This window comes from Serpentinimonas raichei, assembly GCF_000828895.1.
Lineage (GTDB): Bacteria > Pseudomonadota > Gammaproteobacteria > Burkholderiales > Burkholderiaceae_C > Serpentinimonas > Serpentinimonas raichei.
Genome location: NZ_AP014568.1, coordinates 322,904 through 339,665, shown reverse-complemented (window position 1 = coordinate 339,665; position 16,762 = coordinate 322,904). Strand labels below are relative to the sequence as shown.

Genomic DNA, 16,762 nt, shown 5'->3' with positions numbered 1-16,762 from the left:
CCTCAAGGAAATCCTCTTTGGCCATATGCCCTCCACGAAGCAGCAAGCATCGGCAGCGGCCTGCTGTATGTGGTCGAGGTAATCGGGCAGCCGGTTCTCGTTCATACCGGCTGCGCCTGCGCGAGCACCTGGGCACGCCACTTTGGCGGCAGGTCGCCAGGCGTGCGCAAATCTACGCGAACACCGAGCAGCGTATGCAACTCGTATTCCAAATCGCCCAAGTCCAACAGCGTCGCGCCGGGCAGCGCATCGACCAGCAGGTCAAGGTCGCTGCCATCGTGGTCGGTGCCATGCAGCACGGAGCCAAAAACACGCGGGTTCGCCGCACGAAAACAGCTCACTGCTTCGCGCACCGCACTTCGATTCATGTCCAGCACAAGGGATGGTCGCATGGTCATCCTTTCTGAAACGGCCCCCTAGGGCGCTTACGCCGCAGACGGCAATTTGAAACCCAACTTGGGCTCGATTCTATTCGGCCAGAGCCCGGCCTGTACCACCGCGGCCTGCAGCCGTGCATCCATCAACCCAGCGCCTTAAACCAAGCCAGCGGCCGGCAGAGCCACACGCACCCTCATTTCTTGCACCGGACACCTTGTGCTCGTCTAGGACGGTACATTTACAGGGGTATTTACTCAGTCAACTGAGTAAAATTACTCATCATGCCAAGTAAAACCCCCGCACCCTTTCAACGCCCGCAGGCCGCCGTGTTGGCGGCCCGCTTGGTCGAGCCGCGCCGCTTCATCCAAGTTGTGGCCGGTCCGCGCCAGGTGGGCAAGTCCACCCTGGTGCAGCAGGCAACCGAAACCCTGCCGCTGCCGCTGCGCTATGCCAGCGCCGACGAGCCCATGCTGCGCGGCCCAGACTGGATTGCCCAGCAATGGGAGGCGGCCCGGCTTTTGATCGCCAGCCCCGAGGGGGCGGTGCTGGTGCTCGACGAGATTCAGAAGATTCCGGCTTGGTCCGAAACGGTCAAGCGCCTGTGGGACGAGGACACCCGCTGCAAGCGCCCGCTCAAGGCGGTGCTGCTCGGTTCGGCACCGCTCCTGATTGCCCAAGGGCTGACCGAAAGCCTGGCCGGTCGCTTTGAAACCATTGCGGTGTCGCACTGGTCGCTGGCGGAAATGCGAACCGCCTTTGGCTGGTCGCTGGATGAATTTGTGTTTTATGGCGGCTACCCAGGTGCGGCCCCGCTGATTGGCGATCCCGCACGCTGGGCGCGCTATGTGGCCGACAGTCTGATTGAAACCTCGATCTCGCGCGATGTGTTGCTGCTCAACCGGGTAGACAAGCCCGCCTTGCTGCGGCGCCTGTTCGAGCTGGTCTGCCGCTATTCGGGGCAGGTGCTCTCGTACACCAAAATGCTGGGCCAACTGCAGGACGCCGGCAACACCACCACGCTGGCGCATTACCTGACGCTGCTGGCGGGCGCTGGAATGGTCTGCGGCTTGCCCAAATTTGCGGGCGATGTGGCACGCAGCCGCGCCTCCAGCCCCAAGCTGCAGGTGCTCAACACGGCGCTGATGACGGTCATGAGCGGCCTGACGCTGGACGAGGCCCGCAGCGACCGCGAGTTCTGGGGGCGGCTGGTGGAATCGGCCGCCGGGGCCCACTTGGCCAACGCGGCCATGCGTGGCGAATGCGCGCTGCATTACTGGCGTGATGGCAACCTAGAGGTCGATTTCGTGGTGCAGACCGGGCCCCGCGTGATTGCCATCGAAGTCAAAAGCGGCCGCGCTCCGCTGGCACATGCAGGCACGGCAGCCTTCGCGCAGGCATTCAAGCCGCAGCGCAGCCTGCTGGTGGGTGGCGATGGCATCGCGCTTGAGGATTTTCTGCTGCAGCCGGCCGGGCACTGGGTGAAGGCATGAGCGCCGACCTCAAACCCTTGCGCTACAAGAATGAAGCCGAACTGAAAAAAAGAACCTCATTAAAAAACTGCATTTCGGCGCATATCAAGCCAATGCCTTCAACCAAGCCAGCGGCCAATAAAGCCAACTGCGCACCCGCACCCGGCCTGGTTTTGGGTTTTCGATGCGCAACTGCTCCGGCTTGGGCTTGCCGTGGAACACCAGCACCGCCGGGGCCGGCTCGATCCAGCCCATGCGGTAGCGCAAATCCACCTTCCACGAGGCGGCAAGGTTGGGGTGCAGGTCTTGTAGGGCACCACTGATCTGGCCGCTGTCGCGGATAAAGTCTTGGTCGCCCCAGCCGGTGCGGCCCGAATAGGCCTGCAGGTTGGCCTGCGTGTCCGCTAGAAAGCGCTCCAGTATGCTGCGGTAATTGCCGTTGACCAGCATCACGCTCGAATTGAAATCTCGGCCCTTGAAGCCGCGCAGCAGCCACAGGCCGGGCGGCGCATCGGTGAGCGGGCTGCGGGTGATGAACACATCGAGGTCGATGTACAAAAAACAGCGTTCGGGCAGGTCAAAAATTTCCAGCTTGGAAAACCAGCCCGGCAAATCGTGTTGTAGCGTCCGGCGCTCCACGCCAGCGGGCATATCGGGCAGGTCGGTCAGGCAGATCAGGCGCGCACCGGGTGCGTGGCGCGCCAATTGCTGCTGCAGCGCCGCCACGTGGGCCGCGCCGTATTCGCCACCGCTCTTGCAGACGCAAACCACGGTGTCGCATAGGCGCAAGGGGCCGCTGGGCGCAGGATGGGTTCGGCTCATCGGGGTGCAGGGGTTGTGGTCAAAAAATCGATGGCGCTGATTTTCGCACACGCGGCTGCGCCAACGCCCTAGGCTCTAGGCTCTAGGCTCTAGGCTCTAGGCCCACTATGCGGCGCATATCCGGGTCGTTGTCACCGTGGCCGCACAATCCGTAGGCAGCACAGCAGCTGCGTGCCACCCCCAATGGCCGATGTTGCGCTCCTTCAGGTAAGCTTGAGCAAGGCCTTGATCTTGGCCTTGATCTCGGCGAGCTCTGGGGGTGTGGCCCGCCCCTTGCGTTCGGCTTGGCGGGATTCCCAGTCCAGGCTCTTGACCTGATCAGCCAGGGCGGCCCCGGTGGCACCGTCGCCACCGAGCGCCACTTCAAAGGGATAGCCCTTGATCTGGTTGGTGATCGGGACGCAGACCAGCAAGCCCGAGCGCTGGTTGTAGGCCTTGGCGCTCAGAACCACAGCCGGTCGCCTACCGGCTTGCTCGTGTCCGCTTTGCGGCGTAAAACTCAACCAGACGATGTCGCCCTCATCCGGCACGTACGTCGCCATCAGAGCAACTCCCGGCCCTGCGGCATCCCGAAGTCCTGCTCACCGTGCCGATTTTGGGCCGTGATCCCTGCCAGCAGATCGTCCAGCTTGTAGGACGGCGCTGCGGCATCAATGACGACGCGACCGTTCTCGACGCGAATGTCCACTGCTTGCTCAAGCCTCAGGTGTGCGGCCTGCATCACCGCTGCGGGCAAGCGTATGGCCGGGCTGTTGCCCCATTTTTTGATTAGCTGCAGTGCCATGACGGACTCCGTAGAAACAAAGTAGATACACGGCAAATGTAGCTGAATCAGCGGAGGGAAACCGTGGTCCGCCGGACCCTTATTTCCCAGTGGGTTTTGTCGCCGGAGGCAAGTTTTTTTTCTGTGAACTGCGCTCCGATGTCCATCGCACAGTGCACCCTACTGCTAGGCAGGGTGGCTTGGCGGGGGGACTAGGCTGGGCAACGGGGGAAAAATGTGGTCTGCCCCCAATTTCCTTGGTACCAAAGTTGGTACACTTGCGGGCATGAGTACACCCATCTTGGATGTTCGCTTCTACGCCTCCAACAGTGGCAGCGAACCTGTGCGCGAATGGCTCAAGTCCTTGCCTGCCAGCGAGCGCCGCGCCATTGGGGAAGACATCAAGACGGTGCAGCTCGGCTGGCCGCTGGGGATGCCCTTGGTCCGCAAATTAGCCAAAGACCTCTGGGAGATTCGTGTTCACCTCAAGGATCGGATTGCTCGGATTTTATTTACCCTCGTCGCTCACACGATGGTCTTGCTGCACGGCTTCATCAAGAAGTCACAAGACACGCCTGTCGAAGAACTCGACCTTGCCAAGCGTCGTCTGCAACAACTCAGGTTAGCCTCATGAACCCACACATCGGCAGCAATTTTGATGACTTCCTAGCCGACGAAGCGGTGCTCGATGAAACCACCGCCGTGGCGATCAAGCGCGTCGTTGCTTGGCAGATTGCCCATGAAATGAAAGCACAGCACTTGAGCAAAACCGCGCTGGCCGCGAAAATGCACACCAGCCGTGCGGCGCTGAACCGACTTCTAGACGAAACCGACACCAGCCTGACGCTGACCACCCTCACCAGTGCCGCCAAAGCGCTGGGCAAGAATCTGCGCATCGAACTGGCGTGAGCAAAAAACAGGGGAAGGCCAAGTCCGGCTCACGCACCCTTCTTTGTACCGTTCGGGCTGAGCTTGTCGAAGCCACGGCAAGCCCTTCGACAGGCTCAGGGCGAACGGCGGACTCGGCAAGCCCCCGATCATCCTGAGCTTGTTGAAGGACGGGAAAACTGTGGCCTAGCAACCGTTTTCCCTATGCAGGCGAATGTGTTTTCAGCCAATCTTTCAAGGCGTCATTCATCCGAGTCTGCCAACCCTGGCCGGTGCCCTTGAAGGCCTCGATGACTTCTGCGTCGTAGCGCACCGTCAGCGCCAGCTTGGTGCTTTGCGCCTTGGGGCCGCCACGGGACAGCGCCTCACGCAGAGCAGCCGCGCCCGCTTCAGGTGCAACCGGCCGTGTACCAATTTTCCACTCGCCTTGCTCGAAAAAATCATCCGTCAGCTCCGGTGCGTCATCCGGGTCAACCCAAGGCTGGGGTGAATCTTGCGGTTTCACGTATGCACCCCGTCGAACACCTCAAGGGCTAGGGCAAAATCCAAGCCACGCTGGGCGAGGGTCTGATCGCGCTTATTTCGCAGCTGCGGCACTTCCAACGAGTCTAGGCAATGGTAGCGGCCATGCAGGTTTCCCGCCCAAGAAAAAACCCCCAAGGCCGTGAGGCGCTGGGGGTTTTAAGCTTCTGTCTTAGGCCTGCCCGGCTGCCCTGATGAACAGGGAGGCCGGGAGGTTTTGCTAGGCTTGGCCCCTGCGGTGCAGGGGTTGGGCCCGGCTAGTGGGATCAGAAGGTGTGGACCAAGCCAATGGCGTAGCCGCTTTCCTTGCGCACGTTGATGCCTGCGGCGGTTTCGCGCTGCGCCTCGCCGATGGCGGCATAGACCCAAGTGCGCGGGCTCAGGTTGTAGGTGGTGCCGATCTGCCAGCCGTCGATGTCATCGGTATTGCGCTCGCCTTGGCCAAAGGTGATGTAGGGGGCCAAGGCTCCCATGGGAAAGCGGGCCCCGATTTCCCAACTGTTGGCGCTGAAGGTGCGCACGCCGGCCACATCGCGCTGGCTGTCTTCGTAGATGAAGGAAGCCACCACCGGGCCAAAGTTGTAGCGCACACCCAAGGCCCAGTTTTGCATATCGGCCACCACGGGCAGATCCATGTCGAGGTCGCCAAAGGCAAACTGCGCCACCAAGGGGCCACGGTTGAAATTGAGGTTGAGCGTATAGCCGGTGAATTTGAGGGCAGCGCCAGCTTCTTCGCTGCCTCCGCCCATGGAGAAGGTAAAGCCGTTGATGGCCGGGGCCACGTAGGCGAAAGAGTTTTGGCTGCGGCCGTCGAAGCGCTCGCTGCCAGCGGTGGCTTGCCACTGGGTGAATTGCCCACCGGGAATGGTGTTGTTGGCCGGGCTCAAGGCGCGCGCGGTGTCGAAGGCATTCATGAAGGTGCCCACAACAAAGGTGCCAAAGCCACCAGCAAGGCTCAGGTTGGCCAAGCGTGTGCGGGCGTTGTCCGCTGGAGAAACGCCAGCCGGCGTGCTGCGGTCGGCATTGATGCCGATTTCGTAAGTGAAATTGGCGCGCAGTCCGCCACCAAGGTCTTCGGTGCCGCGAAACCCTAGGCGGCTGCCGGTCCACCGGTCTTGCTCACCGGCGAGGGAAAAGGCGTCGGTGGCTGGGGCGGTGCCGAGTGTGGTGTCCACCGACGACATGCCAAGGTCCATGCGACCATAGACGGTGACACTGGCTTGGGCCAAAGCGGCCCCGGAGGCGGCGAGGGCCGCCAAGGCGATGAGGGTTTTTTTCACAGGCATTGTCTCCTTAGGGTTTGGGAACGCAAGCAACGGTGTGCAAACGGTCGGCTGCGCGATGACCAGAGCAGCACAGCCGCTGCTATTGCAACACGTGCGCCCATGCTGGACAAGGTGGGATACCCGCAGCCACCGCCTAGTTTGTAACTTTTGTGACAGCGCATGAAAGGCCGTTCGATCCAAGCGGCAAAAATGCAACATTCCAGTGCAGTGACCACAGCGATCCACTTCAGGCAATCCAAGAAAAAACCCCCAAGGCCGTGAGGCACTGGGGGTTTTAAGGCTTCTGTCTTGAGCCTGTTCGGCTGCCCTGCTAGGCAGGGCGGCGGGTCGGCTGGCCTAGGCTTGGCCCTTGCAGAGCAAGGGTTGAGCCCGGCTAGAGGGATCAGAAGTTGTGGACGAGGCCGATACGATAACCGTCGGTCTGGCGAGCGAAACCAGGGCGGTCCAGCTCCAGTTCACCGAATGCAGCGTAGACAAACGTGCGAGTGCTCAGGTTATAGGTGGTGCCAATTTGCCAAGCGCTGGTGTCGGTGGAAATGGTACCAGCAGTGATTTCACCCTGACCAACCGTGATGTAGGGAGCAAAAGCACCCATCGGGAAGCGGGCTCCGATTTCCCAAGCGTTGTGTTCGCGCGTGGTGGTTGGGCCAAAGGATTGCTCTGCATCTTCGTAGATGAACGAGAGAACCACAGGTGCCAATGTGTAACTCACACCCAAGGCCCAGTTGGTGATTTCTGCGTTCGACGGTGTTGCAGAGGTCGAGCCAGCGCCGAGCAATGGCGCATGGTAGGCAACATCCAATTGACCGAAAGCGAACTGTGCGGCCAACGGGCCTTGCGAGTAACGCAAGCCGAGGATCATGCCGTCGTATTTGCGGTCGGCGTGCTCTTCGTTCACAGTACCAACTTGGAAGGTGAAGCCGCTGAATGCGGGCGACACGTAGGCGATGGCGTTCTGTGTGCGGCTGTCGAAGCGCTCTGTGGTGGCAGCGCCGTGACCCAAAGTGAAGTCACCACCTGGGGCATTGGCTGTGGCCGGGCTGAAGGCACGGACTGCGTCAAAGGCGTTCATGAAGGTGCCGACAACCACGGTACCAAAGCCGCCGGAGAGGCTCAGGTTGGCGAGGCGAGTTTGGGCGTTGTTGGCAGGGGATGTGCCAACGGGGGTCAGACGATCGGCGTTGATGCCGATTTCGTACACGAAGTTTGCGCGCAGGCCACCGCCGAGGTCTTCGGTGCCACGGAAGCCCAAGCGGCTGCCGGTGCGCTGACCTTCGGCACCAGCAAGAGAGAAGGATTCGCCGACGGTGGCAGCAGCGACACCAGCAGGCGTGGAACCCACTTGGGTGGTGTCAGTCGAGGAAGTGCCCAGATCCATACGGCCATAAATGGTCACGCTGGATTGAGCAAGAGTAGCACCGGTGGCGGCGAGTGCGGCCAGAGCAATCAGGGTCTTTTTCATTGAAAAGTTCTCCAAGGTTGATGAATGGCCGGGGCTTTGGGCCGCCGTGCCGAAGCTTCTGTGTTTGCTGAAGCTAGGGCGTATTGAACCAGAAAGCGGGGCCGGCGTCGCGGTTTGGGCCGGATTTATCGCTGCACCTGTTGCGCCAGCGCCACAGTGGGGGTGGAGGGGGGCATGGTCAGGACAGAAGATAGAGAGTTGACAGTATGAACGCATCACGTTAATATCTGGCCGTGGCGATCAAAAGTTTCAAGTGCAAGGATACCCAAGCCCTGTTCGAAGGCCAGCGGATCCGGCGCTGGGTAAACATCGAGCGCCCCGCCCTGCGCAAACTGGCGCAACTCGACTGGTCTGCGGCGCTTGATGACCTGAAGGTTCCGCCCGGCAACGGCCTCGAAGCCCTGAAAGATGACCGCAAGGGCCAGCACAGCATCCGCATCTACGCCCAGTGGCGTCTGTGCTTTGTCTGGAGCAACGACGGTGCCACTGGCGTCGAGATCGTTGACTATCACTAAAAGGAAGTCTGCCATGCGCACCGTCGCCCCCGTCTCGCCCGGCGAGATGCTTGAAGAAGAATTCCTCAAGCCTCTTGGCCTCACGAAGTACCGCCTTGCCAAAGACATCGGCGTCCCGCCGCAGCGCATCGGGGACATCGTTGCCGGCAAGCGCGCCGTTACGGCCGATACCGACCTTCGGCTTTGCCGCTACTTTGGCCTCAGCGACGGTTGGTGGCTGCGCGGTCAGGCCAGCTACGACACGGCGTTGGCGCGCGAGGCCATGCAAGAAGAACTGGCCCGCATTCCGCGCTGCTCGCGGCTGGCCGCCTAGAGGGATGCGGGGTGGGAAATCGGGGGCAGGCCACGGGTTTCCTCAGATCCGGTTCAGAATCGCCAGTATCATCAACAGCACCATGGCCACCCCCAACAACGCCCACGACACCGGCTACAAACTGCTGTTCTCCCACCCGGAGATGGTGCGCGACCTGCTAACCGGCTACCTGGGCGGCGCTTGGTTGGAGCAGGCCGACTTCAACACCTTGGAGCGCGTCAACGCCAGCTACGTGAGCGACACCGAACGCCAGCGCCACGACGACATGGTCTGGCGGCTGCGGGTGGGCCAGCAGTGGGTGTGGGTGTATTTGCTGCTGGAGTTCCAAAGCGAGCCCGACCCCTGGATGGCCTTGCGCATGATGGTCTATGTGGGGCTGCTGTCGCAACACCTGGTCAATGAAGGCGAGCTCCAAGACCGGCACTTGCCCACGGTGGTGCCCATGGTGCTGTACAACGGTGCAGCAGCCTGGAAATCCGCCACCGACGTGGCCGACTGCTACGGCCCCAGTCTGCCCGGTCTGGAACCCTACCGGCCACGGCTGCTCTACCACTTGATAGACGAAGCGCGGCTCAAGCTCCACCCCTTGCCGGAAATGCGCAACCTGGCCGAGGCGCTGTTTCGGCTCGAACGCAGCCGCACACCGGCCGACATAGCGCAGGTGCTGGGCGCATTGGGCCAGTTTCTGCAAGGCGAGGCCATGCAGCCCTTGAGGCGCACGATCAGTGTGTGGGTGCGCATGCTCTTGCGCCGCAAGGCACCACGCGCTAACATAGACGAAATCGACACCATCAACGACCTACTGGAAGGCAGTGCCATGTTGGAACAAACCATTGAACGCTGGTTCGACGAAGCCACCATGAAGGGGGTGAACCAGGGCTTGCAGCAGGGGTTGCAACAAGGGTTGCAGCAAGGTATGCAGCAAGGGTTGCAGCAGGGTATGCAGCAAGGGTTGCAGCAGGGTATGCAGCAAGGATTGCAACAGGGTGTGCAGCAGGGTATGCAGCAGGGTATGCACCAAGGTTACGCCAAAGCGCTGGCCTTGCAGCTGCGCCTGCGTTTTGGTTCCGTGCCGCAGTGGGTGGATGCGCGCCTATCAGAGGCCAGCGAAGCCGAACTCATGGACTGGATGACCCGCATCCTGACGGCGGCCTCCTTGTCTGAGTTGTTTGGTGAATCGGGTCAGGGCGATTTGCACTGAGGGCTCAAGGCGTCATTTCCGCGCAGCTCTTCAAAGCGCAGTTGCAGCTGCTCACAGGGAAATCGGGGTCAGACCACGTTTTTCCCCTAAGCCCAGTCCCTGCCTTCGTGTAGGGAGTGGTTAAAGGTATGGGGCCCCGATTGCTCTGTGATCAGTTCGACCAGGGGTTGAAGATCTCTACGGGTAGGCCAAAGAAATCTTTGGTGTTGCGAGTCACCAGCACCAAGTCGTGCTCCAGCGCAGTGGCTGCGAGCAGGCTGTCGATGGCGGGCAGTGGTCGCCCGGCAGCAGCGACCAAACGCCCCCAGCGGTCGGCAACCGCTGCGTCTATGCTCAGGATGCGCCCGGTAAAGAAGGGGGGCAGATCGGTTTCCAGCCAATCGAGCAACGACTGCCGGCGTGTCGCGTCATCAACTCCCTCGATGCCCTTGCGGATTTCCCCAAGGGTCAGTACGGATAGATGCAAGGTGGGCGGCGGTCGGCGCAAGAACCATGCCACCACGCCGGGGTTGGGCAACTTGCGCCGCAACTCAGACAGCACATGGGTGTCGATCAGGTAGCTCAAAAGGCCACCTCGCGCGTCAAGCTCGGGTCGCGCTCGAAGACGATGTCGTCGGCACCGTAGAGCGGCGAGCGGCGCATGAAATCCACCAGCGAATCCTGCGCCTGTGACAGGCGATTAAAGGTCTCGCGCGAAATCACCACGGCCACCGACTTGCCGTGCAAGGTGATGTCCTGGGGCTGCGTCTGGGCGCGCTTGACCACTTCCGACATTCGCGCCTTTGCCTCTTGCATTTGCCATGTGTGCATCGCTTCACTCTTGGTTCTGACTATACAGACCAGATCTTAGCATCGAAGAGGAAATCGGGTTCAGACCACGGCTCCCCCAGTTGCCCGCGGTTTGATCTGCCGAGGCGACGGCTATTCTGAGGTATGGGGCCACTCGGGCCTCAAAGCCGCACCGGTATGCCGCGCGCGGCCAGGCACTGTTTGGCTTGCGCCACGGTGTGCTGGCCGTAGTGGAAGATGCTGGCGGCGAGCACGGCGTCGGCCCCGCCGAGCTGGATGCCGTCGGCCAGGTGCTCCAGGCTGCCCACGCCGCCCGAGGCGATCACGGGAATAGCGATGGCATCGCTCACGGCGCGGGTGAGTGCCAGGTCGAAGCCGCTCTGGGTGCCGTCGCGGTCCATGCTGGTGAGCAGGATTTCGCCGGCGCCGCAGGCGGCCATCTGGCGCGCCCAGGCCACGGCGTCGAGCCCGGTGTGGCGGCGCCCGCCGTGGCTATACACGTCCCAGCCCGGGCCCAGGGGGGCGCCGTCGGGGCCGGGCCGGGGCCGCAGTGCTTCGGCGGCGCTGCGGCGTTTGGCGTCGATGGCGACCACGATGCACTGCGCGCCGTATTTGGCCGAGGCGGCGCGGATGAGCTCGGGGTCGGCTATTGCCGCAGAGTTGAAGCCGACCTTGTCGGCCCCGGCGTTGAGCAGGCGCCGCACATCGGCCACGCTGCGCACGCCGCCGCCCACGGTGAGCGGAATAAAGACTTGCGCCGCCACGGCTTCGATGATGGGCAGGATGAGGCCGCGGCCGTCGCTGGTGGCGGTGATGTCGAGGAAGGTGAGCTCGTCGGCGCCCTGCTGGTTGTAGCGGGCGGCGATTTCGACCGGGTCGCCGGCGTCGCGCAGCTCGAGGAAGTTGACGCCCTTGACGACGCGGCCGCCGGTGACGTCGAGGCAGGGGATGATGCGCTTGGCGAGCATGGGGGCTTTGGATTGGGGGGTCAGCCGTTGAGCTCGTCGGCCAGGCGCTGGGCGGCGGCGAAGTCGAGCACGCCGTTGTAGATCGAGCGCCCGCAAATCACCCCGGCCACGCCTTCGGGTTCGAGCGCGCACAGGCGGCGGATGTCGTCGATCCCGGCCAAGCCGCCGGAGGCGATGACCGGGATGCTGAGCGCCTGCGCCAGCCGCAGCGTGGCTTCGGTGTTGATGCCGCAGCCCATGCCGTCGCGCCCGATGTCGGTGTAGATGATGGATTCGACGCCGTAATCCTGGAATTTGCGCGCCAGATCGAGCACTTCGTGGCCGCTGAGCTTGCTCCAGCCGTCGGTGGCGACTTTGCCGTCGCGCGCATCGAGCCCGACGATGATGTGGCCGCCAAAGGCGCTGCAGGCGTCTTGCAGAAAACCGGGGTTTTTCACGGCTGCCGTGCCGATGATGACGTAGCGCAAGCCGGCGTCGAGGTAGCGCTCGATGGTGTCGAGGTCGCGGATGCCGCCGCCGAGCTGGACGTCGATTTCCTCGCCCACTTCTTTCATGATGGCGCGGATGGCGGCCTCGTTTTTGGGCCGCCCGGCAAAGGCGCCATTGAGGTCCACCAGGTGCAGGCGGCGCGCGCCCTGGTCCACCCAGCGCCGCGCCATGGCGGCGGGGTCGTCGCCGAATACGGTGGAGAGGTCCATGTCGCCTTGTTGGAGGCGCACGCATTGGCCGTCTTTGAGGTCGATGGCAGGAATGAGCAGCATGGCGGTGGCTAAGGGCTTGGTGGCTGGAGGGTGGGGGATGGGGCGCGCTTTTCAGGGCTGCCAGCGCAAAAAGTTGCGGTACAGCGCCAGCCCTTGGTCGGCGCTTTTTTCGGGGTGGAACTGGGTGCCAAACAGGTTGCCGTGCGCCAGCGCGCTGGCAAAGGGCTGGCCATAGTGGGTGTGGCCAGCGCAGTGGGCTGGGTCGGCGGGCTGGGCGTAGTAGCTGTGCACGAAGTAGTAGTGGCTGCCGTCGGGGATGCCGTGCCAGAGTGGGTGCGGGTGCGCGGCGGGGGCGGAAGGGGCAGAGGCGGAAGGGGCCGGGCCTTGCCAGACCTGGTTCCAGCCCATTTGCGGCACTTTGTAGCGGCTGCCGTCGGGCTGGTGCTGGCCTTCGAGTTCAAAGCGCCGCACCTGGCCAGGGATGAGCCCAAGGCCGGGGGTATCGCCCTCTTCGGAGTGGTCGAGCAGCATCTGCATGCCGACGCAGACGCCAAACAGCGGCTTGTGGGCGGCGGCGTGGCGCAGCGCGGGCAGCAGGCCGCTGCGTTCGAGCTCGGCCATGCAATCGGGCATGGCGCCTTGGCCGGGCAGCACCACGCGGTCGGCCTCGCGCAGGGCTTGCGCGCTGCCGGTGACGATCACCTCGCAGGCGGCATCGAGCCCGAGCGCGGCCTTGCGCAGCGCTTGGGCCACCGAGCGCAAATTGCCCATGCCGTAGTCGAGCACGGCGACGGTCTGGCGGTTCATTTTAGGTACGGACGCGGGAAATTTAGAGCGAGCCCTTGGTGGAGGGCACGGCGTCGCCCAAGCGCGGATCGGGCTCGAGGGCGGCGCGCAGGGCACGCGCAAAGGCCTTGAAAATGGTCTCGCACTGGTGGTGCGCGTTGATGCCCTTGAGGTTGTCAATGTGCAGCGTGATGCCGGCGTGGTTGACCAGCCCCTGGAAGAACTCGAACACCAGTTGGGTGTCGAGCTGGCCGATGGCGGCGGCGCTGAACTTGACATCCATGTGCAGGCCCGGGCGGCCGGAAAAATCGACCACCACACGGCTCAGGGCTTCATCCAGCGGCACGTAGGCGTGGCCGTAGCGGCGGATGCCGCGTTTGTCGCCCACGGCGCGCGCCAGCGCCTGCCCGAGCGTGATGCCGATGTCTTCCACGGTGTGGTGGCCGTCGATGTGCAGGTCGCCGCTGCATTCGATTTCGAGGTCGATCAGGCCGTGGCGGGCGATCTGCTCCAGCATGTGGTCCAGAAAGCCGATGCCGCTGCGCAGGCTGGCGCGGCCGCTGCCGTCGAGGTTGAGGGCGACGCGGATGTGCGTCTCAAGGGTCTGGCGGGTGACTTCGGCTTGCCGCATGGGGCTTGGATTGGGGAAGAATGAAGGCCGTTTGGGCGGGGGGATTTGCAGCGCCTCATGATACCATTTGAAGCACCGAGTAGGGGCTTGCCCCTGCCTAGAGCGCATCCGCAATCTGCTCTTGGTGCCCTGCCCTGCCCCGCCTGCTCTCGCCCTTTTAACCACCCCACCCTATGCCCCACCCATGAGCCGCTACTGGAGCGCCGTCGTCCACGGCCTGACACCCTACGTGCCGGGCGAGCAGCCCAAAATCGCCAACCTGGTCAAGCTCAACACCAACGAGCACCCCTACGGCCCCTCGCCGCTGGCGCTGGCCGCCATCCAGGCCGCTGCCGACGACGGCCTGCGCCTGTACCCCGACCCCAACGCCGACGCGCTCAAGGCCGCGCTGGGGCAGCGCTTTGGGCTGGCGCCGCAGCAGGTGTTTGTGGGCAACGGCTCCGACGAGGTGCTGGCGCACGCCTTCATGGCGCTGCTGCGGCACGAGCAGCCGCTCTGGCGCCCAGACGTGGGCTACAGCTTTTACCCGGTCTACTGCGGCCTGTACGGCTTGCAGCAGCGCGCCATTGCGCTGGCCGACGATTTCTCGATCCGCCCCGCCGACTACCTGCCGCAGGGCGGGCAGCAAGCCGGGGCGATCGTCTTTGCCAACCCCAACGCCCCCACCGGCCGCCTGCTGGGCTTAGATGAGGTGGAGCGCATCGTGGCTGGCAACCCGCAGGCGGTGGTGCTGGTCGATGAGGCCTACATCGACTTTGGCGGCACCAGCGCAGCGGCGCTGCTGGGGCGCTACCCGAACCTGCTGGTGGTGCAGACCTTTTCCAAAAGCCGCTCGCTGGCTGGGCTGCGGGTGGGCTTTGCGCTGGGTTCGGCGGAGCTGATCGAGGGGCTGGAGCGGGTGAAAAACAGCTTCAACTCCTACCCGCTGGGCCGGCTGGCGCTGGCCGGGGCGCTGGCCTCGGTGCAAGACGAAGCGCACTTTCAGCGCAGTTGCCAGCAGGTGATGGATACGCGCGCCGCGCTGGTGGCCGAACTGGAAGCGCTGGGCTTTGCGGTGCTGCCTTCGGCCGCCAACTTCGTGTTTGCGCGCCATCCGCAGCACGACGCGGCGCAACTGGCCGCCGACCTGCGCGCACGCGCGGTGCTGGTGCGCCACTTTCGCGCTCCACGCATCGAGCAGTTTTTGCGCATCACGGTGGGCAGCCCGGAACAATGCGCGGCGCTGCTGCAGGCGCTGCGGGAGCTGGTGTAGGGCGCTGGGGCTGGAGCGCTTGGGGTGCGCTTGATCTTTGCGCCTAAGTCGCCTTTGCGCCATAATCAATTTACAGTCTAGGAGCCGATCATGAGTGTTGCCTTGTCCCCCTTGGTGTCGGAGTTCGAAACCGCCGAACAAGAAGCCAGCTACACCGCCTGGCTGCAAGCCAAAGTGGCGGCCAGCTTGGCCGATCCGCGCCCGCCGATTCCGCATGATGAGGTGATGGCCGAAATGGATGCCCTCATCGACGCGATCCAAAGCGAAGCCCTGCGGAGCACCTGAGTTGCTGCCTATCATCTGGCGGACTTCGGCCCGCGACGATCTGGCGCACATTCTGCGCTACATCGCCCAAGCCAACCCGCAGGCGGCGCGGCGCATGAGGCACCTGCTGGAAGAATCTGTGCTACCCCTCTCGCAGCACCCCTACCTGTACCGCAGCAGCGAGCGCGTGCCGGGGCTGCGCGAACTCGTAGCCCACCCCAATTACCTCGTGCTGTACCGGGTGGCCGCCACGCGCATCGAGGTGGTGAACGTGGTGCATGCGCGGCGCGAGTTCCCGGCGCCGCCCGGGCTGGATTAAAGCGCGGGCTTGGCTGCTGGCCTGTAGCGCGCTTAGGCGGTAGCGCTTGATGCCCTTAGGCTCCCGTGCTACCATGCACTGGCTTTGTAACACAAGGAGCAGCGCATGAGCGAAGCCACGTTTACTTTCCGTGTCGATGAGGCCCTGAAAACCGAGTTCAGCAGCGCCGCCAAAGCGCGTGACCGCAGCGGTGCGCAGTTGCTGCGCGACTTCATGCGCGAATTCGTGCAGCAGCAACAAGAGGCGGCGGCGCGCGACGCTTGGTTTAGGCAGCAGGTGCAGATCGGGCTGGATTCGGCCAATGCCGGCCATTTGGTTTCGGCCGAGGAGGTGGAGGCCGAAGCCGCTGCTTGGCGCGAACAAACGCGGCGCGGACTCGCGGGCTTGACTGCATGAAGCTGGTCTGGACCAGAATAGCCAGCGCCGACCGCAAAGCCATCCGCGAATACATTGCGCGCGACAACCCCGCGGCCGCCGTGTCCCTCGACGAGCAGTTTTCCGAAAAAGCCCGCCATCTGCTCGATCACCCCAAGCTGGGCCGCGCCGGGCGTGTGGCCGGTACGCGCGAACTGGTGGCGCACCGCCACTACCTCTTGGTCTATGACCTGGAAGGCGACTGGGTGCGTGTGCTGCGGGTGCAGCACACGGCGCGGCAATGGCCGAATCCGGCCGCGCAGCCTCCCCCAGCTTGATCCCTGCACCCCCATGAACCACCCGCCCTCGATGCACTCCCTGCCCCAGCCTTACCGCGCCGTGGTGTGCGGTGCCAGCGGTGCCATCGGGCAGGCTTTTGTGGCCGCTTTGCAGCGCGATGCGCGCTGCGCGCAGGTGATCGGGCTGTCGCGCCAAAGCCAGCCGGCGCTGGTGCTCGAAGACGAATCCAGCATCGAGCGCTGCGCGGCGCACGTGGCCCAAGCGGGCCCCCTGCACCTGCTGCTGATCGCTACCGGCGCCTTGAGCATCGACGGCCGCGGCCCGGAAAAGCGCCTGGCGGCCCTGAGCCCCGAGGGTTTGCGGCGCGCCTTTGAGGTCAATGCCATTGGGCCGGCGCTGCTGCTCAAGCACTTGCTGCCGCTGCTGGCCAAAGACCAGCGCGCCATCGTGGCGGTGCTGTCGGCGCGTGTGGGCAGCATCGAGGACAACCACAAGGGCGGCTGGTGGAGCTACCGCGCCTCCAAGGCGGCGCTCAACCAGTTGCTGCAAACCAGCGCCATCGAAGCCACGCGGCTGCGCCCGCAAGCGGTGTTTGCGGCGCTGCAGCCGGGCACGGTGCGCTCACCGCTGTCGGCCGCCTTTGCCGCACCCGAGCACTGCATCGAACCCGCCGAAGCGGCCACGCGCCTGCTGCGCGCACTCGATGCGCTGCCGGCTTTGAGCCGGGCCCAGTTCATCGACCACCAAGGCGCGCCGATTGCTTGGTAGCGCCTTTACAG

General features: G+C 63.8%; 25 protein-coding genes. 12 read left to right on the top strand and 13 right to left on the bottom strand.

Features of this window, described 5'->3' with window-relative positions; genetic code table 11:
- Positions 1-101: 101 nt before the first annotated feature.
- Entirely contained in the window at positions 102-392 is a 291-nt protein-coding gene (locus SRAA_RS01585; RefSeq protein ID WP_045533055.1) for a nucleotidyltransferase family protein, read from the bottom strand.
- A gap of 267 nt (positions 393-659) precedes the next feature.
- On the opposite strand from SRAA_RS01585, the gene SRAA_RS01580 reads away from it, so the two are divergent.
- Positions 660-1,868, top strand: coding sequence for an ATP-binding protein (locus SRAA_RS01580; RefSeq protein WP_045530610.1), 1,209 nt, complete (start codon positions 660-662; stop codon positions 1,866-1,868).
- Between the two features lie 84 nt (positions 1,869-1,952).
- Here the strand turns inward: SRAA_RS01580 and SRAA_RS11985 are convergent, their stop codons facing one another.
- The 3 genes from SRAA_RS11985 to SRAA_RS01565 form a co-directional block, all read right to left on the bottom strand.
- Positions 1,953-2,669: a hypothetical protein gene (locus SRAA_RS11985; RefSeq protein WP_052467439.1), complete on the bottom strand. Its 717-nt coding sequence runs from the start codon at positions 2,667-2,669 to the stop codon at positions 1,953-1,955.
- Positions 2,670-2,872: 203 nt separating this feature from the next.
- On the bottom strand, positions 2,873-3,211 hold the full coding sequence (mazF, locus tag SRAA_RS01570; protein ID WP_045530607.1) for an endoribonuclease MazF: 339 nt from the start codon (positions 3,209-3,211) through the stop codon (positions 2,873-2,875).
- A complete protein-coding gene (locus SRAA_RS01565; protein ID WP_045530605.1) occupies positions 3,211-3,453 on the bottom strand; it encodes an AbrB/MazE/SpoVT family DNA-binding domain-containing protein in 243 nt (80 codons plus the stop codon). The genes mazF and SRAA_RS01565 overlap by 1 nt, the downstream gene beginning before the upstream one ends.
- A 265-nt stretch (positions 3,454-3,718) precedes the next feature.
- Here SRAA_RS01565 and SRAA_RS01560 point away from each other — a divergent pair, with 265 nt between their 5' ends.
- Complete coding sequence (locus SRAA_RS01560) at positions 3,719-4,066, top strand: type II toxin-antitoxin system RelE/ParE family toxin (protein WP_045530603.1); 348 nt, start codon at positions 3,719-3,721, stop codon at positions 4,064-4,066.
- A complete protein-coding gene (locus SRAA_RS01555; protein WP_045530601.1) occupies positions 4,063-4,341 on the top strand; it encodes an XRE family transcriptional regulator in 279 nt (92 codons plus the stop codon). Before SRAA_RS01560 ends, SRAA_RS01555 begins: the two co-directional genes overlap by 4 nt.
- Before the next feature lie 181 nt (positions 4,342-4,522).
- On the opposite strand, the gene SRAA_RS01550 is transcribed toward SRAA_RS01555, so the two are convergent.
- The 3 genes from SRAA_RS01550 to SRAA_RS01540 form a co-directional block, all read right to left on the bottom strand.
- On the bottom strand, positions 4,523-4,825 hold the full coding sequence (locus SRAA_RS01550; protein ID WP_045530599.1) for a BrnA antitoxin family protein: 303 nt from the start codon (positions 4,823-4,825) through the stop codon (positions 4,523-4,525).
- A gap of 283 nt (positions 4,826-5,108) precedes the next feature.
- A complete protein-coding gene (locus SRAA_RS11980) occupies positions 5,109-6,122 on the bottom strand; it encodes a porin (protein WP_171820208.1) in 1,014 nt (337 codons plus the stop codon).
- Positions 6,123-6,510: 388 nt separating this feature from the next.
- On the bottom strand, positions 6,511-7,590 hold the full coding sequence (locus SRAA_RS01540) for a porin (RefSeq protein WP_171820207.1): 1,080 nt from the start codon (positions 7,588-7,590) through the stop codon (positions 6,511-6,513).
- Between the two features lie 233 nt (positions 7,591-7,823).
- Between SRAA_RS01540 and SRAA_RS01535 the strand changes: the two genes are divergently transcribed.
- From SRAA_RS01535 to SRAA_RS01525, 3 genes are all read left to right on the top strand, one after another.
- Positions 7,824-8,105, top strand: coding sequence for a type II toxin-antitoxin system RelE/ParE family toxin (locus SRAA_RS01535; protein ID WP_045530596.1), 282 nt, complete (start codon positions 7,824-7,826; stop codon positions 8,103-8,105).
- 13 nt (positions 8,106-8,118) lie between these two features.
- Positions 8,119-8,418 (top strand): HigA family addiction module antitoxin, encoded by a 300-nt coding sequence (locus SRAA_RS01530; RefSeq protein WP_045530594.1) that lies wholly within the window; start codon positions 8,119-8,121, stop codon positions 8,416-8,418.
- A gap of 82 nt (positions 8,419-8,500) precedes the next feature.
- Complete coding sequence (locus tag SRAA_RS01525) at positions 8,501-9,619, top strand: Rpn family recombination-promoting nuclease/putative transposase (protein WP_045530592.1); 1,119 nt, start codon at positions 8,501-8,503, stop codon at positions 9,617-9,619.
- Positions 9,620-9,770: 151 nt separating this feature from the next.
- Here the strand turns inward: SRAA_RS01525 and SRAA_RS01520 are convergent, their stop codons facing one another.
- From SRAA_RS01520 to hisB, 6 genes are all read right to left on the bottom strand, one after another.
- Entirely contained in the window at positions 9,771-10,184 is a 414-nt protein-coding gene (locus SRAA_RS01520; RefSeq protein ID WP_045530590.1) for a type II toxin-antitoxin system VapC family toxin, read from the bottom strand.
- Complete coding sequence (locus SRAA_RS01515) at positions 10,181-10,429, bottom strand: type II toxin-antitoxin system Phd/YefM family antitoxin (protein WP_045530588.1); 249 nt, start codon at positions 10,427-10,429, stop codon at positions 10,181-10,183. Before SRAA_RS01515 ends, SRAA_RS01520 begins: the two co-directional genes overlap by 4 nt.
- Before the next feature lie 140 nt (positions 10,430-10,569).
- Positions 10,570-11,376 carry an imidazole glycerol phosphate synthase subunit HisF gene (hisF, locus tag SRAA_RS01510; protein ID WP_045530586.1) on the bottom strand — a complete coding sequence of 269 codons (807 nt, stop codon included), beginning with the start codon at positions 11,374-11,376 and terminating at the stop codon, positions 10,570-10,572.
- A 20-nt stretch (positions 11,377-11,396) separates the two neighbouring features.
- Positions 11,397-12,137 carry a 1-(5-phosphoribosyl)-5-[(5-phosphoribosylamino)methylideneamino]imidazole-4-carboxamide isomerase gene (hisA, locus tag SRAA_RS01505; RefSeq protein ID WP_045530585.1) on the bottom strand — a complete coding sequence of 247 codons (741 nt, stop codon included), beginning with the start codon at positions 12,135-12,137 and terminating at the stop codon, positions 11,397-11,399.
- 51 nt (positions 12,138-12,188) lie between these two features.
- A complete protein-coding gene (gene hisH, locus SRAA_RS01500; protein WP_045530583.1) occupies positions 12,189-12,884 on the bottom strand; it encodes an imidazole glycerol phosphate synthase subunit HisH in 696 nt (231 codons plus the stop codon).
- A 22-nt stretch (positions 12,885-12,906) separates the two neighbouring features.
- On the bottom strand, positions 12,907-13,494 hold the full coding sequence (gene hisB / locus SRAA_RS01495; protein ID WP_045530581.1) for an imidazoleglycerol-phosphate dehydratase HisB: 588 nt from the start codon (positions 13,492-13,494) through the stop codon (positions 12,907-12,909).
- 184 nt (positions 13,495-13,678) lie between these two features.
- Here hisB and hisC point away from each other — a divergent pair, with 184 nt between their 5' ends.
- From hisC to SRAA_RS01465, 6 genes are all read left to right on the top strand, one after another.
- Positions 13,679-14,746, top strand: coding sequence for a histidinol-phosphate transaminase (gene hisC / locus SRAA_RS01490; RefSeq protein ID WP_045530579.1), 1,068 nt, complete (start codon positions 13,679-13,681; stop codon positions 14,744-14,746).
- A gap of 90 nt (positions 14,747-14,836) precedes the next feature.
- Complete coding sequence (gene relB, locus SRAA_RS01485) at positions 14,837-15,031, top strand: type II toxin-antitoxin system RelB family antitoxin (protein WP_029462151.1); 195 nt, start codon at positions 14,837-14,839, stop codon at positions 15,029-15,031.
- Position 15,032: 1 nt separating this feature from the next.
- Positions 15,033-15,329 carry a type II toxin-antitoxin system RelE/ParE family toxin gene (locus tag SRAA_RS01480; RefSeq protein ID WP_029462152.1) on the top strand — a complete coding sequence of 99 codons (297 nt, stop codon included), beginning with the start codon at positions 15,033-15,035 and terminating at the stop codon, positions 15,327-15,329.
- Positions 15,330-15,434: 105 nt separating this feature from the next.
- Positions 15,435-15,725: a CopG family ribbon-helix-helix protein gene (locus tag SRAA_RS01475; protein ID WP_029462153.1), complete on the top strand. Its 291-nt coding sequence runs from the start codon at positions 15,435-15,437 to the stop codon at positions 15,723-15,725.
- Complete coding sequence (locus SRAA_RS01470) at positions 15,722-16,021, top strand: type II toxin-antitoxin system RelE/ParE family toxin (RefSeq protein ID WP_029462154.1); 300 nt, start codon at positions 15,722-15,724, stop codon at positions 16,019-16,021. The genes SRAA_RS01475 and SRAA_RS01470 overlap by 4 nt, the downstream gene beginning before the upstream one ends.
- 13 nt (positions 16,022-16,034) lie before the next feature.
- Positions 16,035-16,751 (top strand): SDR family NAD(P)-dependent oxidoreductase, encoded by a 717-nt coding sequence (locus SRAA_RS01465; protein ID WP_231849305.1) that lies wholly within the window; start codon positions 16,035-16,037, stop codon positions 16,749-16,751.
- Positions 16,752-16,762: the final 11 nt, after the last annotated feature.